This is a genomic window from Georgenia thermotolerans (genome assembly GCF_009193185.1).
Classification (GTDB): Bacteria; Actinomycetota; Actinomycetes; order Actinomycetales; family Actinomycetaceae; genus Georgenia; species Georgenia thermotolerans.
In genome coordinates this window covers 24625-44423 of record NZ_VUKF01000028.1, presented here as the reverse complement: position 1 = coordinate 44423, position 19799 = coordinate 24625, and the positions used below count along the sequence as shown (strand labels likewise).

20 protein-coding genes and 1 pseudogene are annotated in these 19799 nt (G+C 73.6%); 7 read left to right on the top strand and 14 right to left on the bottom strand.

Translation table 11 applies throughout. The annotated features are described in order from the left end of the window. Positions 1-24 precede the first annotated feature (24 nt). From GD970_RS13710 to GD970_RS13700, 3 genes are all read left to right on the top strand, one after another. Complete coding sequence (locus tag GD970_RS13710) at positions 25-945, top strand: LLM class F420-dependent oxidoreductase (RefSeq protein ID WP_193314940.1); 921 nt, start codon at positions 25-27, stop codon at positions 943-945. A gap of 132 nt (positions 946-1077) precedes the next feature. After that, positions 1078-2109 carry an LLM class F420-dependent oxidoreductase gene (locus GD970_RS13705; protein ID WP_152203480.1) on the top strand — a complete coding sequence of 344 codons (1032 nt, stop codon included), beginning with the start codon at positions 1078-1080 and terminating at the stop codon, positions 2107-2109. Positions 2110-2251: 142 nt separating this feature from the next. Beyond that, a complete protein-coding gene (locus tag GD970_RS13700) occupies positions 2252-2731 on the top strand; it encodes a GyrI-like domain-containing protein (protein ID WP_152203462.1) in 480 nt (159 codons plus the stop codon). 24 nt (positions 2732-2755) lie between these two features. On the opposite strand, the gene GD970_RS13695 is transcribed toward GD970_RS13700, so the two are convergent. The 8 genes and pseudogenes from GD970_RS13695 to GD970_RS13665 all read right to left on the bottom strand — a co-directional run bounded on the left by GD970_RS13695 (position 2756) and on the right by GD970_RS13665 (position 8965). After that, the gene (locus GD970_RS13695) at positions 2756-3124 is read right to left on the bottom strand and encodes a VOC family protein (protein ID WP_152203461.1); all 369 of its coding nucleotides are present in this window, start codon (positions 3122-3124) and stop codon (positions 2756-2758) included. Between the two features lie 133 nt (positions 3125-3257). Continuing rightward, on the bottom strand, positions 3258-3911 hold the full coding sequence (locus tag GD970_RS13690; protein ID WP_152203460.1) for a hypothetical protein: 654 nt from the start codon (positions 3909-3911) through the stop codon (positions 3258-3260). Positions 3912-3979: 68 nt separating this feature from the next. After that, complete coding sequence (locus tag GD970_RS13685; protein WP_152203459.1) at positions 3980-4567, bottom strand: matrixin family metalloprotease; 588 nt, start codon at positions 4565-4567, stop codon at positions 3980-3982. 95 nt (positions 4568-4662) lie between these two features. After that, a complete protein-coding gene (locus tag GD970_RS22700) occupies positions 4663-4872 on the bottom strand; it encodes a YbhB/YbcL family Raf kinase inhibitor-like protein (RefSeq protein ID WP_211489761.1) in 210 nt (69 codons plus the stop codon). Positions 4873-4955: 83 nt separating this feature from the next. Continuing rightward, a pseudogene (locus tag GD970_RS22695) lies at positions 4956-5120 on the bottom strand (YbhB/YbcL family Raf kinase inhibitor-like protein); the annotation flags it as partial. Positions 5121-5205: 85 nt separating this feature from the next. Next, entirely contained in the window at positions 5206-6525 is a 1320-nt protein-coding gene (locus GD970_RS13675) for a cytochrome P450 (RefSeq protein WP_152203458.1), read from the bottom strand. 51 nt (positions 6526-6576) lie between these two features. Next, positions 6577-7143 (bottom strand): hypothetical protein, encoded by a 567-nt coding sequence (locus GD970_RS13670; protein ID WP_152203457.1) that lies wholly within the window; start codon positions 7141-7143, stop codon positions 6577-6579. Positions 7144-7282: 139 nt separating this feature from the next. Then, positions 7283-8965 carry a methyl-accepting chemotaxis protein gene (locus GD970_RS13665; protein WP_152203456.1) on the bottom strand — a complete coding sequence of 561 codons (1683 nt, stop codon included), beginning with the start codon at positions 8963-8965 and terminating at the stop codon, positions 7283-7285. 223 nt (positions 8966-9188) lie between these two features. Between GD970_RS13665 and GD970_RS13660 the strand changes: the two genes are divergently transcribed. Beyond that, a complete protein-coding gene (locus tag GD970_RS13660; protein WP_152203455.1) occupies positions 9189-9956 on the top strand; it encodes a hypothetical protein in 768 nt (255 codons plus the stop codon). A gap of 130 nt (positions 9957-10086) precedes the next feature. Here the strand turns inward: GD970_RS13660 and nrdF are convergent, their stop codons facing one another. The 6 genes from nrdF to GD970_RS13630 form a co-directional block, all read right to left on the bottom strand. Then, a complete protein-coding gene (gene nrdF, locus GD970_RS13655) occupies positions 10087-11061 on the bottom strand; it encodes a class 1b ribonucleoside-diphosphate reductase subunit beta (RefSeq protein ID WP_152203454.1) in 975 nt (324 codons plus the stop codon). A gap of 169 nt (positions 11062-11230) precedes the next feature. Then, entirely contained in the window at positions 11231-13387 is a 2157-nt protein-coding gene (gene nrdE / locus GD970_RS13650) for a class 1b ribonucleoside-diphosphate reductase subunit alpha (protein WP_152203453.1), read from the bottom strand. Beyond that, complete coding sequence (gene nrdI, locus GD970_RS13645) at positions 13357-13773, bottom strand: class Ib ribonucleoside-diphosphate reductase assembly flavoprotein NrdI (RefSeq protein WP_152203452.1); 417 nt, start codon at positions 13771-13773, stop codon at positions 13357-13359. The genes nrdE and nrdI overlap by 31 nt, the downstream gene beginning before the upstream one ends. A gap of 111 nt (positions 13774-13884) precedes the next feature. Continuing rightward, positions 13885-14133: a glutaredoxin-like protein NrdH gene (nrdH, locus tag GD970_RS13640; protein ID WP_152203451.1), complete on the bottom strand. Its 249-nt coding sequence runs from the start codon at positions 14131-14133 to the stop codon at positions 13885-13887. Between the two features lie 591 nt (positions 14134-14724). After that, positions 14725-15462, bottom strand: a complete 738-nt coding sequence (locus tag GD970_RS13635; protein ID WP_152203450.1) for a response regulator — start codon at positions 15460-15462, stop codon at positions 14725-14727. Beyond that, the gene (locus GD970_RS13630) at positions 15441-16793 is read right to left on the bottom strand and encodes a sensor histidine kinase (RefSeq protein WP_211489760.1); all 1353 of its coding nucleotides are present in this window, start codon (positions 16791-16793) and stop codon (positions 15441-15443) included. Before GD970_RS13630 ends, GD970_RS13635 begins: the two co-directional genes overlap by 22 nt. 130 nt (positions 16794-16923) lie before the next feature. Between GD970_RS13630 and GD970_RS13625 the strand changes: the two genes are divergently transcribed. The 3 genes from GD970_RS13625 to add all read left to right on the top strand — a co-directional run bounded on the left by GD970_RS13625 (position 16924) and on the right by add (position 19772). Further along, positions 16924-17826, top strand: coding sequence for an ABC transporter ATP-binding protein (locus GD970_RS13625; RefSeq protein ID WP_152203449.1), 903 nt, complete (start codon positions 16924-16926; stop codon positions 17824-17826). Further along, positions 17823-18614 (top strand): ABC transporter permease, encoded by a 792-nt coding sequence (locus tag GD970_RS13620; RefSeq protein WP_152203448.1) that lies wholly within the window; start codon positions 17823-17825, stop codon positions 18612-18614. The genes GD970_RS13625 and GD970_RS13620 overlap by 4 nt, the downstream gene beginning before the upstream one ends. Positions 18615-18746: 132 nt before the next feature. Then, positions 18747-19772 (top strand): adenosine deaminase, encoded by a 1026-nt coding sequence (gene add / locus GD970_RS13615; protein ID WP_152203447.1) that lies wholly within the window; start codon positions 18747-18749, stop codon positions 19770-19772. Positions 19773-19799: the final 27 nt, after the last annotated feature.

The window sequence follows — 19799 nt, the reverse complement described above, 5'->3', positions numbered from 1 at the left end:
CGCGCCGGTGCGAGGCTGGGGGCCATGGACCTTCGCATCTTCACCGAGCCCCAGCAGGGCGCCTCCTACGACGACCAGCTCGCCATCGCCCAGCGCGCCGAGCGGCTCGGCTTCTCCGCGTTCTTCCGCTCCGACCACTTCCTGCGGATGGGCGGGGGCGACCCGCTGCCCGGCCCCACCGACGCCTGGACCACCCTCGCCGGGCTGGCCCGCGAGACCTCGACCATCCGCCTGGGCACCCTGGTCACCTCCGCGACCTTCCGGCACCCGGGCATCCTTGCGGTGCAGGTCGCGCAGGTGGACGCCATGTCCGGCGGGCGGGTCGAGCTGGGCCTGGGCGCGGGCTGGTTCGCGGAGGAGCACGCGGCCTACGGCGTGCCCTTCCCCGCCAAGCGCTTCGGGCTGCTCGAGGAGCAGCTCGAGCTCATCACCGGCCTGTGGGGCACCCCGGTGGGCGAGACGTACAGCTTCGACGGCAAGCACTACCAGCTCACCGACTCCCCCGCGCTGCCCAAGCCGGTGCAGCAGCCGGTGCCGGTCATCGTCGGCGGCGGCGGCCCGCGGCGCACCCCGCGGCTGGCCGCCCGGTTCGCCACCGAGTACAACCAGTCCTTCCCGGAGAAGAGCGAGGTCGTGCCGCAGATGAACCGGGTGCGGGCGGCGTGCGAGGAGGCCGGCCGCAACCCCGACGACCTGGTCTACTCGGTGGCCTTCGTCGCCTGCGTGGGCAAGGACGAGGCGGAGTTCGCCCGCCGCGCCGCGGCCATCGGCCGCGAGCCGGCGGAGCTGCGCGAGCACGGCCTGGCCGGCACGCCGGCCGAGATGGTCGACGGCCTGGGCGCCCTCGCCGAGCAGGGCATCACCCGCGTGTACCTGCAGTGCCTGGACATCCGCGACCTCGAGCACCTCGACCTCATCGCCGAGGAGGCCATGGCCAGGCTCTGACGGCGGGCGGGCCGCCGCGTGCGGCCGGCGCCGCGTCGTGCAGCGGCCGGCGAGTGCTGCAGCGCGGGGCGGGGTGGCGCCGGACGGGTCCGGTACCGGCATGATCGGCCCATGGACGACGTCGCCACACCGCTGAAGCTGGGCTTCTCCGTCGGGTACTGGCCGGCCGGACCCCCGCCCGGCGCCGCCGAGGCGGTGGCCGCGGCCGACGACCTCGGCCTGGACTCGGTGTGGACGGCCGAGGCGTACGGCTCCGACGTCCTCACGCCGCTGGCCTGGTGGGGCGCGCGGACCCGAAGGGTGCGCCTCGGCACCGCCGTCGCCCAGATGTCCGCGCGCACCCCGGCGGCGACGGCGATGGCGGCCCTGACCCTCGACCACCTCAGCGGCGGCCGGTTCGTCCTCGGGCTCGGGGCCTCCGGCCCGCAGGTCGTCGAGGGCTGGTACGGCCAGCCCTACCCCCGCCCGCTGGCCCGCACCCGCGAGTACGTCGACGTCGTGCGCCAGGTGCTGCGGCGGGAGGCGCCCGTGCGGTACGACGGCGCCTTCTACCAGCTCCCCCTGGCCGGCGGCACCGGGCAGGGCAAGGCGCTGCGCTCCACCGTGCACCCGCTGCGCGAGCACCTGCCCATCCACCTGGCCGCGGAGGGCCCGAAGAACATCGCCCTGGCGGCCGAGATCGCCGACGGGTGGCTGCCCATCTTCTGCTCGCCGCGCCTCGAGGAGGTCTACGCCGCGCGACTCGCCGCGGGCTTCGCCCACCGCTCGCGGGCGCTGCCACCGCCGTCGGAGTTCGAGGTGTGTGCGGGCGTCCCGGTGGCCCTGGGTGCCGACGTCGAGGAGGCGGCCGACCGCCTACGCCCGCACCTGGCGCTGTACATCGGGGGCATGGGGTCGGCGACGACGAACTTCCACCGCGAGGCGATCGAGCGGCTGGGCCACGACGCCGCCTGCGCGGAGGTCGCCCGGCGCTGGGCGGCCGGGGACCGGGCGGGGGCGGCCGCCGCCGTACCGACGGCGCTGGTCCTCGACGTCGCCCTCGCGGGTAACCCGGCCCAGCTGCGCGAGCAGCTGCGCGCCTGGGAGCGCAGCCTCGTCACCACGCTGATCGTCCAGACCGACCCGCGGGCGCTGCCCGCCGTCGTCGCCGCCCTGCGCGGGTGAGCCCCCGGCCCCAGCAGCGCCGCCGGCCCCCGGCCCCCGCCCCCACGTCCGCACGGCCCCCCGCCCGCGGGGCGGCGGGACCACCGCCCCTGGACCGGGCCCGGCAGGGGGTGCACGATCGGCGGCAAGGAAGGGAGGGACGATGAACGACATCCATCTGATCGATCTTCAGGAACAGCCCGTCGCCGGGGTGCGCCAGCGGGTCCGCATGGAGGACCTCAAGAACCTCTTCGACACGGCCTTCGAGAAGGTGCTGGACGGCATCCGGTCGGCCGGCGCCGCCCCCGCCGGCGCCCCCTATGCCAGGTACTTCGGCCGCCCGGAGGAGACGGTCGAGGTCGAGATCGGCTTCCCGGTCCAGGAGCCCTTCACCGCGACCGGCGACCTCGTCGTCAGCACGCTGCCGGCCGCCCGCGCGGCGGAGGTCATCCACGCGGGGTCCTACGACACCCTCCCGGACACCTACCGGGCGATGGAGCGGTGGATCGAGGAGCACCAACTGCAGATGCTCGAGGAGTCGTGGGAGATCTACGAGGCGGGCCCGGAGTCGGACCCCGACCCCGCCACCTGGCGCACCCGCATCCTCTTCCCGGTCAGCGGGCCGCAGGTCAAACCCGCGTAGCCGGCCTCGTACCCGTCGTCGGACCTAGCGAGCGTCGCCGGGCGGCGGCTGGTAGAGCCCGAACGGCGAGCCCTGGTCGTCACGGCAGAGGGTGAAGCGGCCGTAGCGGGCACGGGTCTCGGCGCTGCCGTCGACGTCGAGGCCCTCCACCGTGCCGCCGAGCTCGCGCACCCGCGCCACCGCGGCGGGGAGGTCGTCCACCCGGAAGAACAGGTACGGGGCCGAGCCGGCGTCGCCGCCGTGGATGCCGCCGGGGATGTTCGGCGTCTCGATCATCAGGCCCCGGCCCGACGGGCCGGGGCTGAAGCTCCACCCGAACAGCGCCGCGTAGAACGCCCTGCCCCGTTCCGCGTCGCCGACGCCGAGCTCGAAGAACGCCACCTCACCGGACATCGTCGTCTCCGTTCGCCGCTCGCTGCCCGCACGGTACGAAACCGCGCGCGGGCGCGGCAACACCTCGAGCGGGGGGGTGGGTGGTCCGGGGCACGACGCCGGCCTCGCGCCGGCGGCCGGGCGGAGCGGCCCCTCAGGACGCCACGGGCAGCCGCACGGTCGTCACGGCGGCGACCACGCTCGGCCGGGCCGGGGTGGAGCTGAACCCGAAGCGGGTGGGCGGGTGCACCGGGCGCAGCGCGCCCAGGTCGGCGCCGTCCCACCGCACCCGGGCGGTGACGACGCGACGGACGTCGCGGGCGCCGTACCACTCCAGCCGGCCCCCGCCGGCGGAGCCGATCGTGCGCACGCCCGGCAGCAGGAGTCGGGCGATCGGTCCGGTCACCCGCGCCCAGGTCAGGCTGGTGGCCAGCGGGGCGGGGACGAGGCGCAGCAGGTGCCCGAGGCCGGTGCGCGGGCCCACGACGAGTCGCAGCTCCAGCGGGCCCGCGGCGACCTGCCAGCGGGGCCCGGCGCGGCGCACGTCCACGGGCACGAGGACCACCTCGTCGAACTGGTAGGTCGCCCCGACGAACTCGGCCACCTCGGCGGTGGGGGCGAGCAGCAGGCGGTGCCCGTCGGGACGCTCGACCATGACGTCGGCGAAGGGCCCGAACGGCGAGCGCGGCCAGTGGCCGAGCACCACGCGGGTGCCCTCGGCGGTCCCCAGCCCGGCGATGTGGCCGCGGAAGCGCCACGCCCGGTCGGGCGGGGGCACGGCCGTGTGGTCGTCGGCGGGCGGGTGCATCGGCCTCCCCTCGTGGGCTCCCCCATGATGACCGCCCCGCTCGGCCGGTGCGCGGGGCAGCAGTCGGCTCACCCGTAGAGCGTCGCGAGGTTGGCGAGGTCCACGGCGTCGGGCGCGGGACCGGTGCCCTCGCCGGAGTCGGGGTGCATGACCGAGCGAGGGTCGCGCCGGTGCCGCAGCCCGAGGGCGTGGCCCATCTCGTGGACGACGGTCACCAGCGCCTCGTCGTCGCTCTCGGTGCCGAGGACGTCCGTGTACAGGGTGATCGTGCCCTCCCGGCGATACCGCGGCCCGTCGTGGCTGGTGAACTCCCCGTCGCTGTCCTCCCCGTCGGTGCGCTGCTCGACGACGTGCACGCAGTGGTCCCCGGCGGCGCAGCGCGGCGCGGTCACGGCGTCGACGCAGGGCGACGCCGACCAGAGCTGCGCCCCGCGGTCCACCAGGTGCCGGTAACGGACCGGCAGGCCCGACGTCTCGAACACCACCCGGGCCTCGGCGCCGTCGCGCCGCCACGGCTTCTCCGGCAGGTCGCCGGGGTCGACGTCCTGCAGGGTCGCGCCCGCCCGCGCCACGCACGCCGTCGGCGGGGCGGCGGGCGTGGGCCGGTGGGTGCACGAGGAGGTGAGGGCGCCGGTGACCACGGCGGCGAGCAGCACCGCCGCGCGGGCCCGCCGGCCCGTTCGCGCCCGCCTCGACCTGCGGGGGCGCGGGACCACGCTGGAACCGGTCAGGTCGGCCCCCCCCCGCCCGGTCAGGACCTGCGGAACGTGGCGGTGAGGGCCGCCTGGTCGATCCGGCGCCGCTCGGCGGCACGGATCGCCTCGGCCGGGTCCGCACCGCGGCGGACCGGCAGGTGCGCGTCCGGCAGGGCGTAGACCGTGAAGACGTACCGGTGCGGTGGCCCCGGCGGCGGGCAGGGCCCGCCCCAGCCCGGGGCGTGAAACGAGTTGCGGGCCTCCATACCGCCCCCGCGGGCAGCGGCCCTCCCTGGGGGATGGCGGCGACGTCCGCCGGGATGTCGTAGGCGACCCAGTGCCACCACCCCCGCGGGGCGTCGGGGTCGTAGCAGGCGACGGCGAAGCTGGCGGTGCCCGGCGGGGCACCGGCCCAGGCCAGGTCGGGGCTGACGTTGGCGCCGCCGCAATCGGGCCAGGCGTGCCGCCGGTCGAGGGGCTCGCCGTCGCGGATGGCGGCGCTGCGCAGCTCCATTGCTCGAGCGTAGGCGCCTCGGCGCCTGGGCGGAGCCCGGCGTCCTCCGGGAGCGTGCGGGCGGAGCCCGTCCGTCCTCCTCGAGCTAGACGGCCTCGCGCGGCGCCGGCACGATCCAGACCCCGTCGCGCGGGCGCAGGGTCAGCAGCGGGTCGAGCGTCAGCTCGCGGCCGGGGACCGCGAGCAGCCGCCACCGCGCGAGGATCGTCGCCAGCGTCAGGACGCCCTCGGTCCAGGCGAAGGCCTCGCCGATGCACTGGCGCGTACCGCCACCGAACGGGAAGAACGCGAACCGGGGCCGGTCCGGGGCCGGCGTGAGGAAGCGGCCCGGGTCGAACGTGCCGGGCTCGGGCCACCATCGCGGGTCGCGATGGAGCACCCACTGGGACGCGAGGAGCACGGTGCCGGTGGGGACCTCGACGTCGCCCACCTGTGTCGGGACCTGGGCCTGCCGGCCCATCGCCCAGGACGGCGGATACAGCCGCAGCGCCTCCGCCAGCGTGGCCCGGGTGAGCGGCAGCCGCCCCAGGTCCTCGACCGACGGTCGCCCGCCCGCGCCGCAGACCCCGAGCACCTCCCCGGCGACGCGGTCCTGGACCGCCGGGTGGGTGGCCAGCAGGTGGCCGGCGAAGGCCAGGGCGTTCGCGGTGGTCTCGTGCCCGGCGAGCAGCATCGTGACCACCTGGTCGCGCGCGTGCCGCCGGTCGGTGCTCTCGAGCAGCACGGACAGCAGGTCGTCACCGGTGCCGCGCCCCTCCGCCCGCTCGGCGATGAGCCGCGCGGTCAGGGCGTCGAGCGCGGCGGTGCCGCGGCGGACCCGCCGGCGGGCGGGCGGCAGGCGCAGCAGCACCCTGGCCGCGGGCAGCATGAGGAGCCCGTACACGGACAGCACCTCGCGCAGCGCGGCGGAGACCAGGGCCACGTCGTCGTCCAGGCGGGTCCCGAAGAGCGTGCGGCCGGCGACCGTCAGCGTGGTGCGGACCGTCTCGGCATGCAGGTCGAGGGCACGACCGGGCACCCAGGACGCCGTCCGGTCCGCGGCGACGTCCACCATCTCCTGGGCGTACCGGGTGACGCGCTGCCGGCTGAAGGCGGCCTGCAGCAGGCGCCGGTCGTGGCGGTGCGTCTCGCCCTCGCTGGTGAGCAGTCCGTCGCCGAGCACCGCTCGCGCCCGTTGCAGCACGGGCCCCTTGCTCACCTCGTGCTGCCTCGCCGTGAGCAGCTCCCGCACGGCGTCGGGGTGGGAGAGCAGCACGAGCGCGGCCGGGCCGATGCGGAAGGCGACGGCGTCGCCGTGCTCGCGCGCGCACGTGGTGAGGAAGGCCAGCCGGTCCCGGCGGAACTGCAGCGCGTTGCCGACCAGGGGCGCCGCTGCCGGTCCGGGGAGGTCCTTCACCGTCCGCACGCCGACACGGTAACGCCGGCGACGTCCTGGGGGCCGTCCGGCCTCCCCCGCTCAGGACCGCTGCTTCTGGCGCCCCTCCTCGCTCGCCGCCTCGAGCTCGGCGTCGGAGAGGAGGGGCTCGTCCGGGTCGGCCGTGCCGGTGCCGGCGGAGAAGCGGAGCTGCTCCATGTAGGGGGTCGGCTCGCCGCGGCGGTAGTCCGCGAACTCCTTGGCGTAGTAGGCGCGAGCCTCCTCCGCCGTCCGCTCGCCGCTGACGATGTCGTGCATGAGGTTCAGGGCGAGGTTGTTGGCCTCCTCGTCGTGGCACCGCGCCGACACCTCCCCGCGGGTGCGGTCCACCACGACGCTGCCGTCGAACCGGGCGAGCTCGCTGACCTTCTCGGGCGGCACCCGGTAGTCGAGCACGGACTCCACCGAGTCGTTGTGCGGCGCGGGGAAGCGGTGCTCGTCGAAGGCCCTGGAGGCGACCAGCCGCTTCCACGGGCCCGGTCGGTGCCAGATGAGCAGCGACTCCGTGACCTCCTGCGGCTCACCGTAGGCGTCCAGGACCAGCTGGGCCGCCTCGCGGGACTCCTCGGGCCAGGCCGCGATGATCTCGCCGGCGCGCTGCGCGTTCATGCCCCTCCTGTCGTCGGGTGGTGGGGTCCGATGTGGACCGGTCCCGTCCACCGTAGGTTCGCGGGCGCGACGACGCAGTTCGGGCTTGTTCAGAGCCGGGCGCCGCTTCCGGGGCGGACCGAGCCGTGGCGAGCGCCGCTCAGACGTGGAACTGGTGGACGCGGGCGCGCAGGTCCGCGGACATGCGCGCCAGCTCCTCCACGGCGGTGCCCATGTGCGCGGCGATCTGGTTGTTGGTGGCCGCCGCCTGGGCCATGGTCGAGACGTTGCCCGCGATCTCGCCGGCCCCGGTGGCCGCCTCCGTCACGCCGCGGACCATCGCGCTGGTGGTGGCGGTCTGCTGCTCCACGGCCGAGGCGATGGTCATCTGGAAGTCGTTGATCTGGTTGACGATCGAGGAGATCTCGCCGATGGCGGCGACGGTGCCGTCGGTGTCCGCCTGGATGGCCTCGACGCGGCGGGCGATGCCCTCCATCGCGCGGGCGGTCTGCTGGGCGAGGTCCTTGACCTCCCCCGCCACCACCGCGAACCCCTTGCCGGCCTCGCCGGCCCGGGCTGCCTCGATGCTCGCGTTGAGGGCCAGGAGGTTGGTCTGCTCGGCGACGGCCGTGATGAGGCGGACGACCTCGCCGATCTCGCGGGAGGAGGTTCCCAGCTTCGCCACCCGCTCGCTGGTGCGGGCGGCGACGTCGGTGGCGTGCGCCGCGACCCGCGCCGCCTCCTCGGCGTTGTGGGCGATCTCCCGGATCGAGGCGCCCATCTCCTCGGCGCCCACCGCGACGCCCCGCACGTTCTGCGAGACCTGCTCCGCGGCCGTTGCGGCGACCCCCGCCTGCGCCGACGTCGCCTCCGAGCCCGCGGACATCTGCGCACCGCTCGCGGCGAGCTCGTCCGCCGCGGCGGCCACGACCCGCGCGGCCCCGGCGACCTCGCCGACGAGGACGCGCAAGTTGAGCAGCGCCGCGTCCACCGCGACCGCCATCTGCCCGATCTCGTCCCGGTCGGCGATGGCGGTGGAGACGGTGAGGTCGCCGGACGCCAGTGCCTCGGCGACGCGCCGGACCACGTTGAGGCGCCTGCTCACCCGGCGCGCCACCCACACTCCGACGGCGACGGCCGCCACGGTGCCCGCCACGGCGACGGCGACGACGGCGCCACGCACCATGGCACTGACGGACTCCGCCCGCTCCTTGCTGGCCAGGGAGCCCTGCCGCTGCAGCTCGACGACCTGGTCGATGCTCCCGGTGATCGATTTCTGCAGGTCCTCCAGCTCGCCCTCGCCGAGTGCCGACGCCTGCTCCTGCCGGCCGGCGTCCACGAGCGCGTCGATCCGGGGCAGGAGCTGGCGGTAGGTCGCGACGTCCGCGAGGAGGCGGTGCAGGTGCACGCGCTGCTCGGGGGAGGCGTGGTCGCGGAGGAGCACCTGGGCGTCCGTGATGACGTCGCCCAGGCCGGCGTCGGCGGACTGGCGCATCCGGGCCTTGGCCTCCGGGTCCGGCGCGAGCGTGGCGCTGATGGCGTCGTAGTTCGCGAGGGCGAACTCGGACTTGAGGTCCGCGGCGAGCGCGGTGGCGGCGACGTCGTGCGTGTACAGCTTCTCCACGGTCTCGTCGAGGCGCGTGACACCGGCCGTGCCGACGACCGTCACGGCGCCGGTGACCACGGTGGCGATGGCGACGACGGCGAGGATCTTGGTGGTGACCCGCAGGTCCCTGAGCGTCCGGCGGCGGCGCGGCGCGGCGGGCGTCGCCTCGGCCGGCTCGTCGGCGGGCGGGCGGCCCGACCGCCGGACACGGGCGGGCCGGATCAGGGTCGCGGTCATCGTTGACTCCTTGGACGGTCACGGACGCCGGCCGGCCGCGAGGACCAGCCGCCTTGCTACCCATATGTTCGGCATCACGTGTCCTGGCGTGACCCATCCACCGAGATTCGGACGACCGCGGCCTTCAGTCGCCCGTGTCTCCCTCGATGAAGGGTCCCATTCGCCACCGCGGCTGGTCGGAACCTGGGACCATGGCGGACCCTTTCACCCGGAAGGAGCCGCCGTGGTTTCCGCCGAGCCCCGCTCCTCGACGGGCGGCGCCCGACCCCGCACGCGGGTCGGGGTGGCCGCGCGCATCGTGGCCGTGCTCCTGCTCGTGACCTCGGCCGTGACGGGCCTGCAGGCGGCGTGGTCGCGGTGGGCGGTGTGCTTCGTGGAGACCGTCCCTCCCGTGGACGGACTGCCCGACGACCGGGCCGCGGCCTGTGAGGCGCTCCAGGACGAGCGGTACGACTACTTCATTCCCTCCGACCCCTGGGTGCCCATCGCCGACGCCGCGCAGCGCGAGGGCCTGAGCTACCTCGCCCTCGGCCTCGCGGTCGCGCTCGTCGCGGGCACGGTGGCCGAGCGTCGGCTCGCCCGCGCCCTCTATGCCGCCGTCGGTGCGGCCGCCGGCGCCCTGTGGCTCGGTGCCGGGGTCCCGACGCTGCACAGCGGCCTGACCGCCGAACCGGCCGCGTTCGACGTGCCCGCCGTCGTCGCTCTCCTTGCCTTCCTCATGCCCCTCGTCACGCTCGGTCTGGGCATCGCCGCCGCGGGCCGCGGCACCCGCGAGGGCCGGCTCGAGGGACTGTTCTGGGTGGCGATGACGCTGGCGCAGCCCCTTCCCGAGTTCTTCCTCACCCTGATGCTGTGGTCGTCCTACGACAGCTCGCCGCTCACCGGATTCGCCCGGTGCGTGGCCGTCGGCGGCGCGGCTGTGGCCGTCGCCGCCACGCTCCTCCCGGCGTCCCGGCGGCCCGCGCTGCTCCGCGCCAGTGTGCGCGGATGATGCCTTCTCGGCGCGAGGGTCGCGGGCGCCACCGTCCCGGCGGCCGATTCGGACCTCAGTCCGCAACACGAAAGCTGGCCACCCCGATCACGGGGTGGCCAGCTTCTCGGGCCTTAGGACGACGCGACGGTCAGAAGTCCCAGTCCTCGTCCTGGGTGGCCTCGGCCTTCCCGATGACGTAGCTCGAGCCGGAGCCGGAGAAGAAGTCGTGGTTCTCGTCCGCGTTGGGGCTCAGCGCGGACAGGATCGCCGGGTTGACCTTGGTCGCGTCGGAGGGGAACAGCCCCTCGTAGCCGAGGTTGTTCAGCGCCTTGTTCGCGTTGTACTTCAGGAAGGCCTTGACGTCCTCGGTCAGCCCCATCGGGTCGTAGAGGTCCTCGGTGTACTGCTCCTCGTTCTCGTAGAGCTCGAAGAGCAGCTCGAAGGTGTAGTCCTTGAGCTCCTGCTGCCGCTGCGGCGCCAGCTTCTCCACGGCCTTCTGGTACTTGTAGCCGATGTAGTACCCGTGCACGGCCTCGTCGCGGATGATCAGCCGGATCAGGTCCGCCGTGTTCGTCAGCTTGGCACGGGAGGACCAGTACATCGGGGCGTAGAAGCCGGAGTAGAAGAGGAACGACTCGAGCAGCGTCGAGGCGACCTTGCGCTTCTCCGGGTCGTCGCCGCGGTAGTAGTCCATGATGATCGCGGCCTTGCGCTGGAGGTTCTCGTTCTCCTCGGACCAGCGGAAGGCGTCGTCGATCTCCTGGGAGGAGATGAGCGTGGAGAAGATCGAGGAGTAGCTCTTGGCGTGCACCGACTCCATGAACGCGATGTTCGTGTAGACGGCCTCCTCGTGCGGCGTCACCGCGTCGGGGATCAGCGAGACCGCGCCGACCGTGCCCTGCACCGTGTCGAGCAGCGTCAGTCCCGTGAACACCCGCGTGGTCATGAGCTGCTCGTGCGGCTTGAGGGTGTGCCAGGACTGGATGTCGTTGGACAGCGGCACCTTCTCGGGCAGCCAGAAGTTCCCGGTCAGCCGGTCCCAGACCTCGACGTCCTTCTCGTCCTGGACGCGGTTCCAGTTGATCGCCTGGACGCTGCTGACCAGCTTGAGCTTCTCCGACACGGCGGTGCCTCTCCTTGCGGTTCTGTGGTGCGGTGCTCTCGGGCCCGCGTGGGTGGTGCTTGTGGTGGCGCTGGGCGTCACCGGGTGGACGACGGCGGAAGGGGGCTCCCGCCGTCGTCCGGCCTCGCGGGGTGGGCCGCCGGTTTCCGCCGGCCCGCCCCGCGTGAGGTCACAGCATGCAGGACACGCAGCCCTCGACCTCGGTGCCCTCCAGCGCCAGCTGGCGCAGGCGGATGTAGTACAGCGTCTTGATGCCCTTGCGCCAGGCGTAGATCTGCGCCTTGTTGAGGTCGCGGGTGGTGACCGTGTCCTTGAAGAACAGCGTCAGCGACAGGCCCTGGTCCACGTGCTGGGTGGCCTCGGCGTAGGTGTCGATGATCTTCTCGGGGCCGATCTCGTACGCGTCCTCGTAGTACTCGAGGTTGTCGTTGGTCATGTACGGCGCGGGGTAGTACACCCGGCCGATCTTGCCCTCCTTGCGGATCTCGATCTTGGAGACGATCGGGTGGATCGAGGAGGTGGAGTTGTTGATGTAGGAGATCGACCCGGTGGGCGGCACGGCCTGGAGGTTCTGGTTGTAGATGCCGTGCTCCTTGACGGAGGCGGCGAGCTGGATCCAGTCCTCGCGGGTGGGGATGTGCACGCCGGCGTCGGCGAAGAGCTGGCGCACCCGCTCGGTGCGCGGCTCCCAGGTGCCGTTGATGTACTTCTCGAAGTACTCGCCGGTGGCGTACTTGGACTCCTCGAAGCCCTTGAACGCCCGGCCCTTCTCGATGGCGATCTTGTTCGACTCCGACACGGCGTGGAAGGCCACCGTGTAGAAGTACATGTTCGTGAAGTCCAGGCCCTCCTCGGAGCCGTAGAAGATCCGCTCGCGGGCGAGGTACCCGTGCAGGTTCATCTGGCCCAGGCCGATCGCGTGCGACTCGTTGTTGCCGTGCTCGACCGAGGGCACCGACCAGATGTGCGTCTGGTCCGAGACGGCGGTCAGGGCGCGGATCGCGGTGCCGACGGTCTTGCCGAGGTCGGGCGAGTCCATCGTCTTGGCGATGTTGAGCGAGCCGAGGTTGCAGGAGATGTCCTTGCCGACCGTGTCGTACGACAGGTCGTCGTTGTACGTCGACGGCGTGGAGACCTGCAGGATCTCCGAGCACAGGTTCGACATGGTGATCTTGCCCTTGATCGGGTTGGCTCGGTTCACCGTGTCCTCGAACACGATGTAGGGGTAGCCCGACTCGAACTGCAGCTCGGCGATGGTCTGGAAGAAGCCGCGGGCGCTGATCTTGCGCTTGTGGATCCGCCCGTCGTCGACCATCTCGTGGTACTTCTCCGAGACGTTGATCTCCGAGAAGGGCACGCCGTAGATGCGCTCGACGTCGTAGGGCGAGAACAGGTACATGTCCTCGTTGTTCTTGGCCAGCTCGAACGTGATGTCCGGGACGACCACGCCCAGTGAGAGGGTCTTGATGCGGATCTTCTCGTCCGCGTTCTCCCGCTTGGTGTCGAGGAACTTCATGATGTCGGGGTGGTGCGCGTGCAGGTACACCGCGCCCGCGCCCTGGCGGGCCCCGAGCTGGTTGGCGTAGGAGAAGGAGTCCTCGAGCAGCTTCATCACCGGGATGACGCCGCTCGACTGGTTCTCGATCTTCTTGATCGGCGCGCCGGACTCGCGCACGTTGGTCAGCGACAGGGCGACCCCGCCGCCGCGCTTGGACAGCTGGAGCGCGGAATTGATGCCGCGGGCGATGGACTCCATGTTGTCCTCGATGCGCAGCAGGAAGCAGCTGACGAGCTCGCCGCGCTGCGCCTTGCCGGCGTTGAGGAACGTCGGGGTGGCGGGCTGGAACCGGCCGGTGATGATCTCCTCGACCATGTCGAGGGCGGCCTGCTCCTTGCCGTCGGCCAGCGTCAGCGCGACCATGACGACCCGGTCCTCGAAGCGCTCGAGGTAGCGCTTGCCGTCGAAGGTCTTGAGCGTGTACGAGGTGTAGTACTTGAACGCGCCGAGGAAGGTCTCGAAGCGGAACTTCTTGCCGTAGGCGAAGTCCCAGATCTTGGTGAGGAAGTCGAACGAGTACTTGGCGAGCACCTCGCCCTCGTAGTAGCCCTCCTCGACCAGGTAGTCCAGCTTCTCCTTGAGGTTGTGGAAGAAGACCGTGTTCTGGTTGACGTGCTGGAGGAAGTACTGGCGCGCGGCCTCCCGGTCGGCGTGGAACTGGATCTTCCCGTCCGCGTCGTAGAGGTTGAGCATCGCGTTGAGCGCGTGGTAGTCGAGCTCCGGCGCGCTGGCGACCTCTACGCCGGAATCTGTGAGCGTTGCTGCCAAAACTGCCCCAATCCCTCTCGGACGCGTGTGACGTCCTCGGTGGTTCCTAGAAGTTCGAATCGATACAGGTAAGGCACCTGGCACTTCGCGGAGATGATGTCCCCCGCGAGGCAGAATGCCTTGCCGAAGTTGAGGTTGCCGGCGGCGATGACGCCCCGGATGAGCGAGCGGTTGTGCGCGTCGTTGAGGAACTTGATGACCTGCTTGGGCACGGCGCCCCGCCCGTTGCCGCCCCCGTACGTGGGCACGACGAGGACGTACTCCTGCTCCACCCGCAGCGGCGGCTCGCCGGGGCGCAGCGGGATCCGCTGCGCGGGCAGGCCGAGCTTCTCGACGAAGCGGTGCGTGTTGTTGGTGGCGGAGGAGAAGTAGACGATGTGGCCCATGCCTGCCTCTCTAGCGCGCGCCGGTTCCGTCCGGCCCCGCGGGCGGGGCGGAGGGTTGGTGTTCGGCCGGGCCGCCGGGTCGCGACGGCCCGGCCGAAGTCGGTGGTGGCGTCAGGCCACGACGGCGCCGGCCTTGGCGGCCGCGAGCGCCTTGATCTTGTCCGGGCGGAAGCCCGACCAGTGGTCGCCGTCGGCGAAGACCACCGGCGCCTGCTGGTAGCCGAGCGCCTTGACGCTCTCCAGCGCCTCGGGGTCGACCGTGATGTCGACGACCTCGTACTCCAGGCCCTGCTTGTTCAGCGCACGGTAGGTGGCATCGCACTGAACGCAGGACGGCTTGCTGTAGACGGTGATGCTCATCTGAGCCGATCTCCTTGCCTCGGTGCGTTGTCACAGGCTCCGGGCCCACCCCCGACACGGCTGTAACAACAAGAATGTGGTTTGCCCGGGCATCGGGCCTTCCCTCGGTCTCCGACACTACACCTAGGGGTCTACGACCGCGTGGACCCCAACATGCAGTGTTGGCGTGTCGTGGTGTGAGGTATTTGTCCACAACTCCGTCTCCCTCCGTGTGGACGCCGACGGGCCACCTTGGGGACACCTTGTGGACACCCGGCGACAGGGGCGGCCACGAGGTCCTCCGCGTGGTGCCCACGCTCTCACCGCCCACTGACATCGGCGGCGAGCGCCGGTCCCTGAGGGGCTGTGGACGAGTGTTCACACCTTTGTCCACACCCTGTGCACGAAGCCGGGGACGATGGTGGACAACCTCGGCCCGGCGGTGGACAACCGCGGGGACGAGGCGGGAGGTTCGCCACGAATCTCCCCGCGTGTCGCACCGCTCGGCGTGTCGCAGCACGGCCCCGTGAGAGGCGGACGGACGGCGGCAGGGGCGCGTGTGCTGGCCGGTGGGGTGTGCTGGCCGGTGCGGTGTGCTGGCCGGTGGGGCGGTCAGGCCAGCCCGGCGTCGTGGACGCACAGGGCGATCTGGACCCGGTTGCTCGCGTCGAGCTTGGTGAACAGCCGGCCGATGTGGGTCTTGACCGTGGCCACGCCCAGATAGAGCTCGGCGGCGATCTCGGCGTTGGAGAGCCCGCGGGCCACGGCCAGGGCCACCTCCCGCTCCCGCTCGGTGAGACGGTCCAGGCGCGCCCGCGCCGCGCGCTTCCGGGTGTCGTCCTCGTGCGTGACGGCGGCGATGAGCTGGGCGGTGACCGAGGGCGAGAGGATCGGCTGCCCGGCCGCCACGCGGTGCACGGCCTCGACGAGGCGGGCCGGCGGGGTGTCCTTGAGGAGGAAGCCGGCGGCGCCGTGGCGCAGGGCGGTGAGCACCATCTCGTCGGTGTCGAAGGTCGTCAGGACGATGACCCGCGGGCCGTCCGCCCGGGCGGTGAGCTCGCGGGTGGCGGTCAGCCCGTCCGTGCGCGGCATCCGGATGTCCATGAGGACGACGTCAGGACGGTGGCGGGCCACGAGCGCGGCGGCCTCGGCGCCGTCCCCGGCCTCGCCGACCACCTCCAGGCGCGGGTCGCCGCCGAGGATGAGCCGCAGGCCGGCGCGCACGAGCGCGTCGTCGTCGACGACGGCCACCCGGACGGGAACCCCGGTGTCCGTGGTCCCGGCGGTCCCGGGCGCGATGCCGGCGGCCGGTCCCGGCCCCTGCTCGGTCAGCTCGGCCACGGCAGCCACGCTCTCACGACGAACCGGCCGTCGGGTGTCAGCCCGTGCTCCAGCGCGCCGCCGGCCAGGTCCGCGCGCTCGATCAGCCCGGCGAGCCCCAGGCCGGCCCCCGGGGGAACGGCGGGTTCGGGCGTGCCGCCCGCACCGTTGCTCATCTCGATCGCGAGCCGGCCGCCCGGGCCGCCGGCGAGCCGGAGCCGGACCTCCGCGCCGGGGGCGTGCTTGCGGGCGTTGGTCAGCGCCTCCTGGATGATCCGGAAGGCGGTGCGCGAGGCCGTGTGCGGCAGCCCGCCGAGGACGGCCCGGTCCGCGCCCGGCAGCCCGGCCGTGTCCGCGACCACCGGGGTGCCCGCCTCCTCGGCGTCGGCGAGGAGCGCCGGCAGGTCGGCGAGCGTGGGCTGCGGAGGCTCGGCCGCGCCGGTCTCGCCCGCGCGCAGGACGCCGAGGACCTGCCGGAGCTCGCCGAGCGCCAGGTGCGCGTTGTCCTGGATGACCGCGGCCGCCGCGGCGGTCTCCTCCCGGTCGAGGTCGGTGCGGTAGGTGAGCGCGCCGGCGTGCAGGGCCACGAGGGAGATGCGGTGGGCCAGGACGTCGTGCATCTCCCGGGCGATGCGGGTGCGCTCCTCCGCCCGGGCACGCTCGGCCGCGAGGACGTGCTCGCGCTCGGCGGTCTCCGCCCGCTCCCGACAGAACGCGAGCAGCTCGCGGCGGGCCCCGACGTAGTAGCCGGTCGCCACGCAGATCCCGCAGGCCAGGACGCCGAACGCGGCGGACGCGATCGTCATGACCACGCTGGTGCCCAGGCCGGGGACGTTGTGGCGCACGACGAGCTCGTACAGGGCGGTGGCCCCGGCCCAGACCACGACGACGGCGATGACCCGGCCGCGCCGCCGCCACGTGCTCAGCGAGACGGTGGCGAGGGCCGCCGGGCCGACGGCGAAGGCGGACAGCGCCGTCAAGGCCGCCGTGCTCGCCGCGACCGCCGTGGGGAAACGGCGGCGCAGCGGGAGCAGGCCGAGCGCCAGCAGCCCCAGCAGGCCGTCGACGACGAGCAGGCCGCCGGCGAGCGCCTCCGACCCATGGCCGGCCTCGACCGGCTCGACGAGCTCGACCGAGACGGCCACCCACAGCACGAAGCCGGTGCCCGCGGCGGCCAGGTAGCGCCAGGTGCGCTGCCACCAGCCCAGCGCCGGGGGCCCGGCGCGGTCGACGAGCGACGGCCCGGGGCGGGTCGGGGCCGCCGGCGGAGGCATCGGGCGCACGGCGGCGCCGGCCCACGGGGCCACCGGGCGCGCGGCCTCACCCACCCGCGGGGGCGACGAGGAGGGGGACGGGGTCACGCCGTCAGCGTAGGAGCGGACGGCCACGCCCCGGATCCGCCCTCCGGCCGGGACGGCTCCGACCAAAGGTGGACCGGGCCGAGCCCGCCGCCGGACGCGCGCCGCCCCCGCCGGCCGCGACCGTGGTCTCATGATCACCGCTGAGCACCTCACCAAGCGGTACGCCCGGCGCGGCCGGGCCGTCACCGCCGTCGAGGACGTGTCCTTCACCGCCCGGCCGGGCCGGGTCACCGGCTTCGTCGGGCCCAACGGCGCCGGGAAGTCCACGACGTTGCGCATGCTGTGCGGGCTGACAACCCCGTCGGCCGGCACCGCCACGGTGCTGGGGCGCCCGTTCCCCGCCCTGCCCAACCCCGGCCGGCACGTCGGCGTGCTGCTCGACGCCGCCGCCCAGCACCCCGGCCGCACTGGTCGGGAGGTGCTCGCCGTCTCCGCCCGGCTCATGGACGTGCCCCGCGCCCGGGTGGACACGCTCCTCGACCGGGTCGGCCTCACCCCGCGGGAGGCGGCCGCCCGGGTGCGGACGTACTCCTTGGGCATGCGCCAGCGCCTCGGCCTGGCGCACGCGCTGCTCGGGGACCCCGCGGCGCTGGTCCTCGACGAGCCCGCGAACGGCCTCGACCCGGCCGGCATCCGCTGGATGCGTGAGCTGCTGCGCGGGTTCGCCGACGCCGGCGGCACCGTGCTGCTCTCCTCGCACCTGCTGCGCGAGGTCGAGGCGGTCGCCGACGACCTCGTCATCATCGGCCGCGGGCGGGTGCTGGCGCAGGGCGCCACGGCGGCGCTGCTCGCGGCGCCGGGCAGCCGGGTGCGCAGCCTGGACGACCTTGCCCTGGCCCGCGCGCTCGAGGCCGCCGGGCACGAGGTCCGCCGCGACGGCGCGCTGGTCACCTCCGCGCCCGCCGAGGAGGTGGGCCGGGCGGCCCTTGCCGCCGCGGTCGTCATCACCGACCTCCGCCCCGCCACCGACGGGCTGGAGCAGCTCTTCTTCACGACCACCGCCCGCCACGGGCGCGAGGAGGTTCCCGCATGACCACCGCCACCACCACGGTCCCCGCCCCCACCGGCCCTGGCGGCGGGCCCCGCCCCGTCCCGTTCAGCCGGCTCGTCGCCGTGGAGCTGCGCAAGCAGACCGACACCCGCGCCGGGCGGTGGCTGCTCGCCGTCGTCGTGCTGCTCGGCGCCGGGCTCATCGTGGTGCACCTGCTCGTGGCGGAGCCGGCCGACCTCACCTGGCAGGAGCTGACCATGACCGCCTCCTTCGGGCAGGTCCTGCTGCTCCCCCTCCTCGGCATCATGGCCGCCACCGCCGAGTGGTCCCAGCGCACCGCCCTGACCACCTTCGTCCTCGAGCCGCGCCGCACCCGGGTGCACCTCGCCAAGCTCGCGGCGGCCGGCGCGCTCGCCGTTGTCGTCACGGCGGCGGCCGCGGCGGCGGGGGCGGTGGCGAACGTGGTCGGGATGCTCTGGCGCGACGGCGCCGGCGGCTGGGCCCTGGACGGCGGCGTCGCGGCCGGCAACGCCCTCGCCTTCCTGCTCCTGGTCGCCCAGGGCGTCGCCTTCGGCCTGGCGCTGCTCAGCACCCCGGCGGCGATCGTGGCCTACCTGGCCCTGCCCACCGGCTGGTCCGTGCTCGGGATGCTCGTCCCCCGGCTGAGCGAACCGGCGCAGTGGCTCGACATGAACCGGACCCTGCTGCCGCTCATGACGGGCGAGCTGACGGCGCAGCAGGCGGCGCAGCTGGCCACCTCGGTGGCGGTCTGGGTGGCGGTCCCGCTCGCCGTCGGGCTGTGGCGGACGGCCAGGCGGGAGGTGTCGTGACCGGGACCGGCTGGCGGGCCGGTCGCGCGGGGACCGGGCCGGGCGCGCGCCTGGCCAGGTGGACGGCGGCGCCCGCCCGCCGCGGTCCGCGCTAGCGTCGGGGCACCGCACCCGAGCCCGGAGGAGCCCCTGATGAGCACCGCGCCCGCCGCCGTCGACCCGTTCGTCCTCGGCCTGCCCAAGGCCGAGCTGCACCTGCACATCGAGGGCACCCTCGAGCCGGAGCTGAAGTTCGCCCTGGCCCAGCGCAACGGCATCACGCTCGAGCACGCCACGGCCGAGGAGGTCCGGGCCTCCTACGCCTTCGACTCCCTCGCCTCGTTCCTCACCGTGTACTACGACTCGATGAAGGTGCTGCAGGGCGCCGAGGACTTCTACGACCTGGCGATGGCGTACCTGCGGAAGGCGGCGAGCCAGAACGTCCGCTACGCGGAGATCTTCTTCGACCCCCAGGCGCACACCTCCCGCGGGGTGCCCTTCGCGAACGTCGTCGGCGGGCTGCGCCGGGCCCTGGTCGACGCGCGACGGGAGCTGGGCGTGCACGCCGAGCTCATCATGTGCTTCCTGCGCGACTTCACCGCCGAGCACGCCATGAGCACCCTCATGGAGTCCCTGCCCTACAAGGACTGGATCCTCGGGGTGGGCCTGGACTCGGACGAGCGGGGCAACCCGCCGGCGAAGTTCGCCGCCGTCTTCGCCCGCGCCCGGCAGGAGGGCTACCTCCTGACGATGCACTGCGACATCGACCAGGACAACACCCACGAGCACATCCGCCAGGCGATGGAGGACATCGGCGTCGACCGCGTCGACCACGGCACCAACGCCCTCGAGCGGCCCGAGCTCGTCGCGTCGCTCAAGGACCGCGGCCTGGGCCTGACCTGCTGCCCGATCTCCAACGACTGGGTCACCGGCAGCACGAAGGTGTCCGACATCGCCGCGCTGCTGGACGACGGCGTCAAGGTCACCCTCAACTCCGACGACCCGGCCTACTTCGGCGGGTACGTCGCGGAGAACTACCAGCGCTTCGCGGACGAGTCGGGCCGCGGGCGCGAGGCGCTCGTGCAGCTCGCGCGCAACTCCTTCGAAGTCTCCTGGCTGACCGGCCGGGAGCGCGAGCACTACCTCGCCGAGGTCGACGCCTACGCCGCCGAGGGGTGAGCGGCCGGGGGCCACGCGGCTGACCTG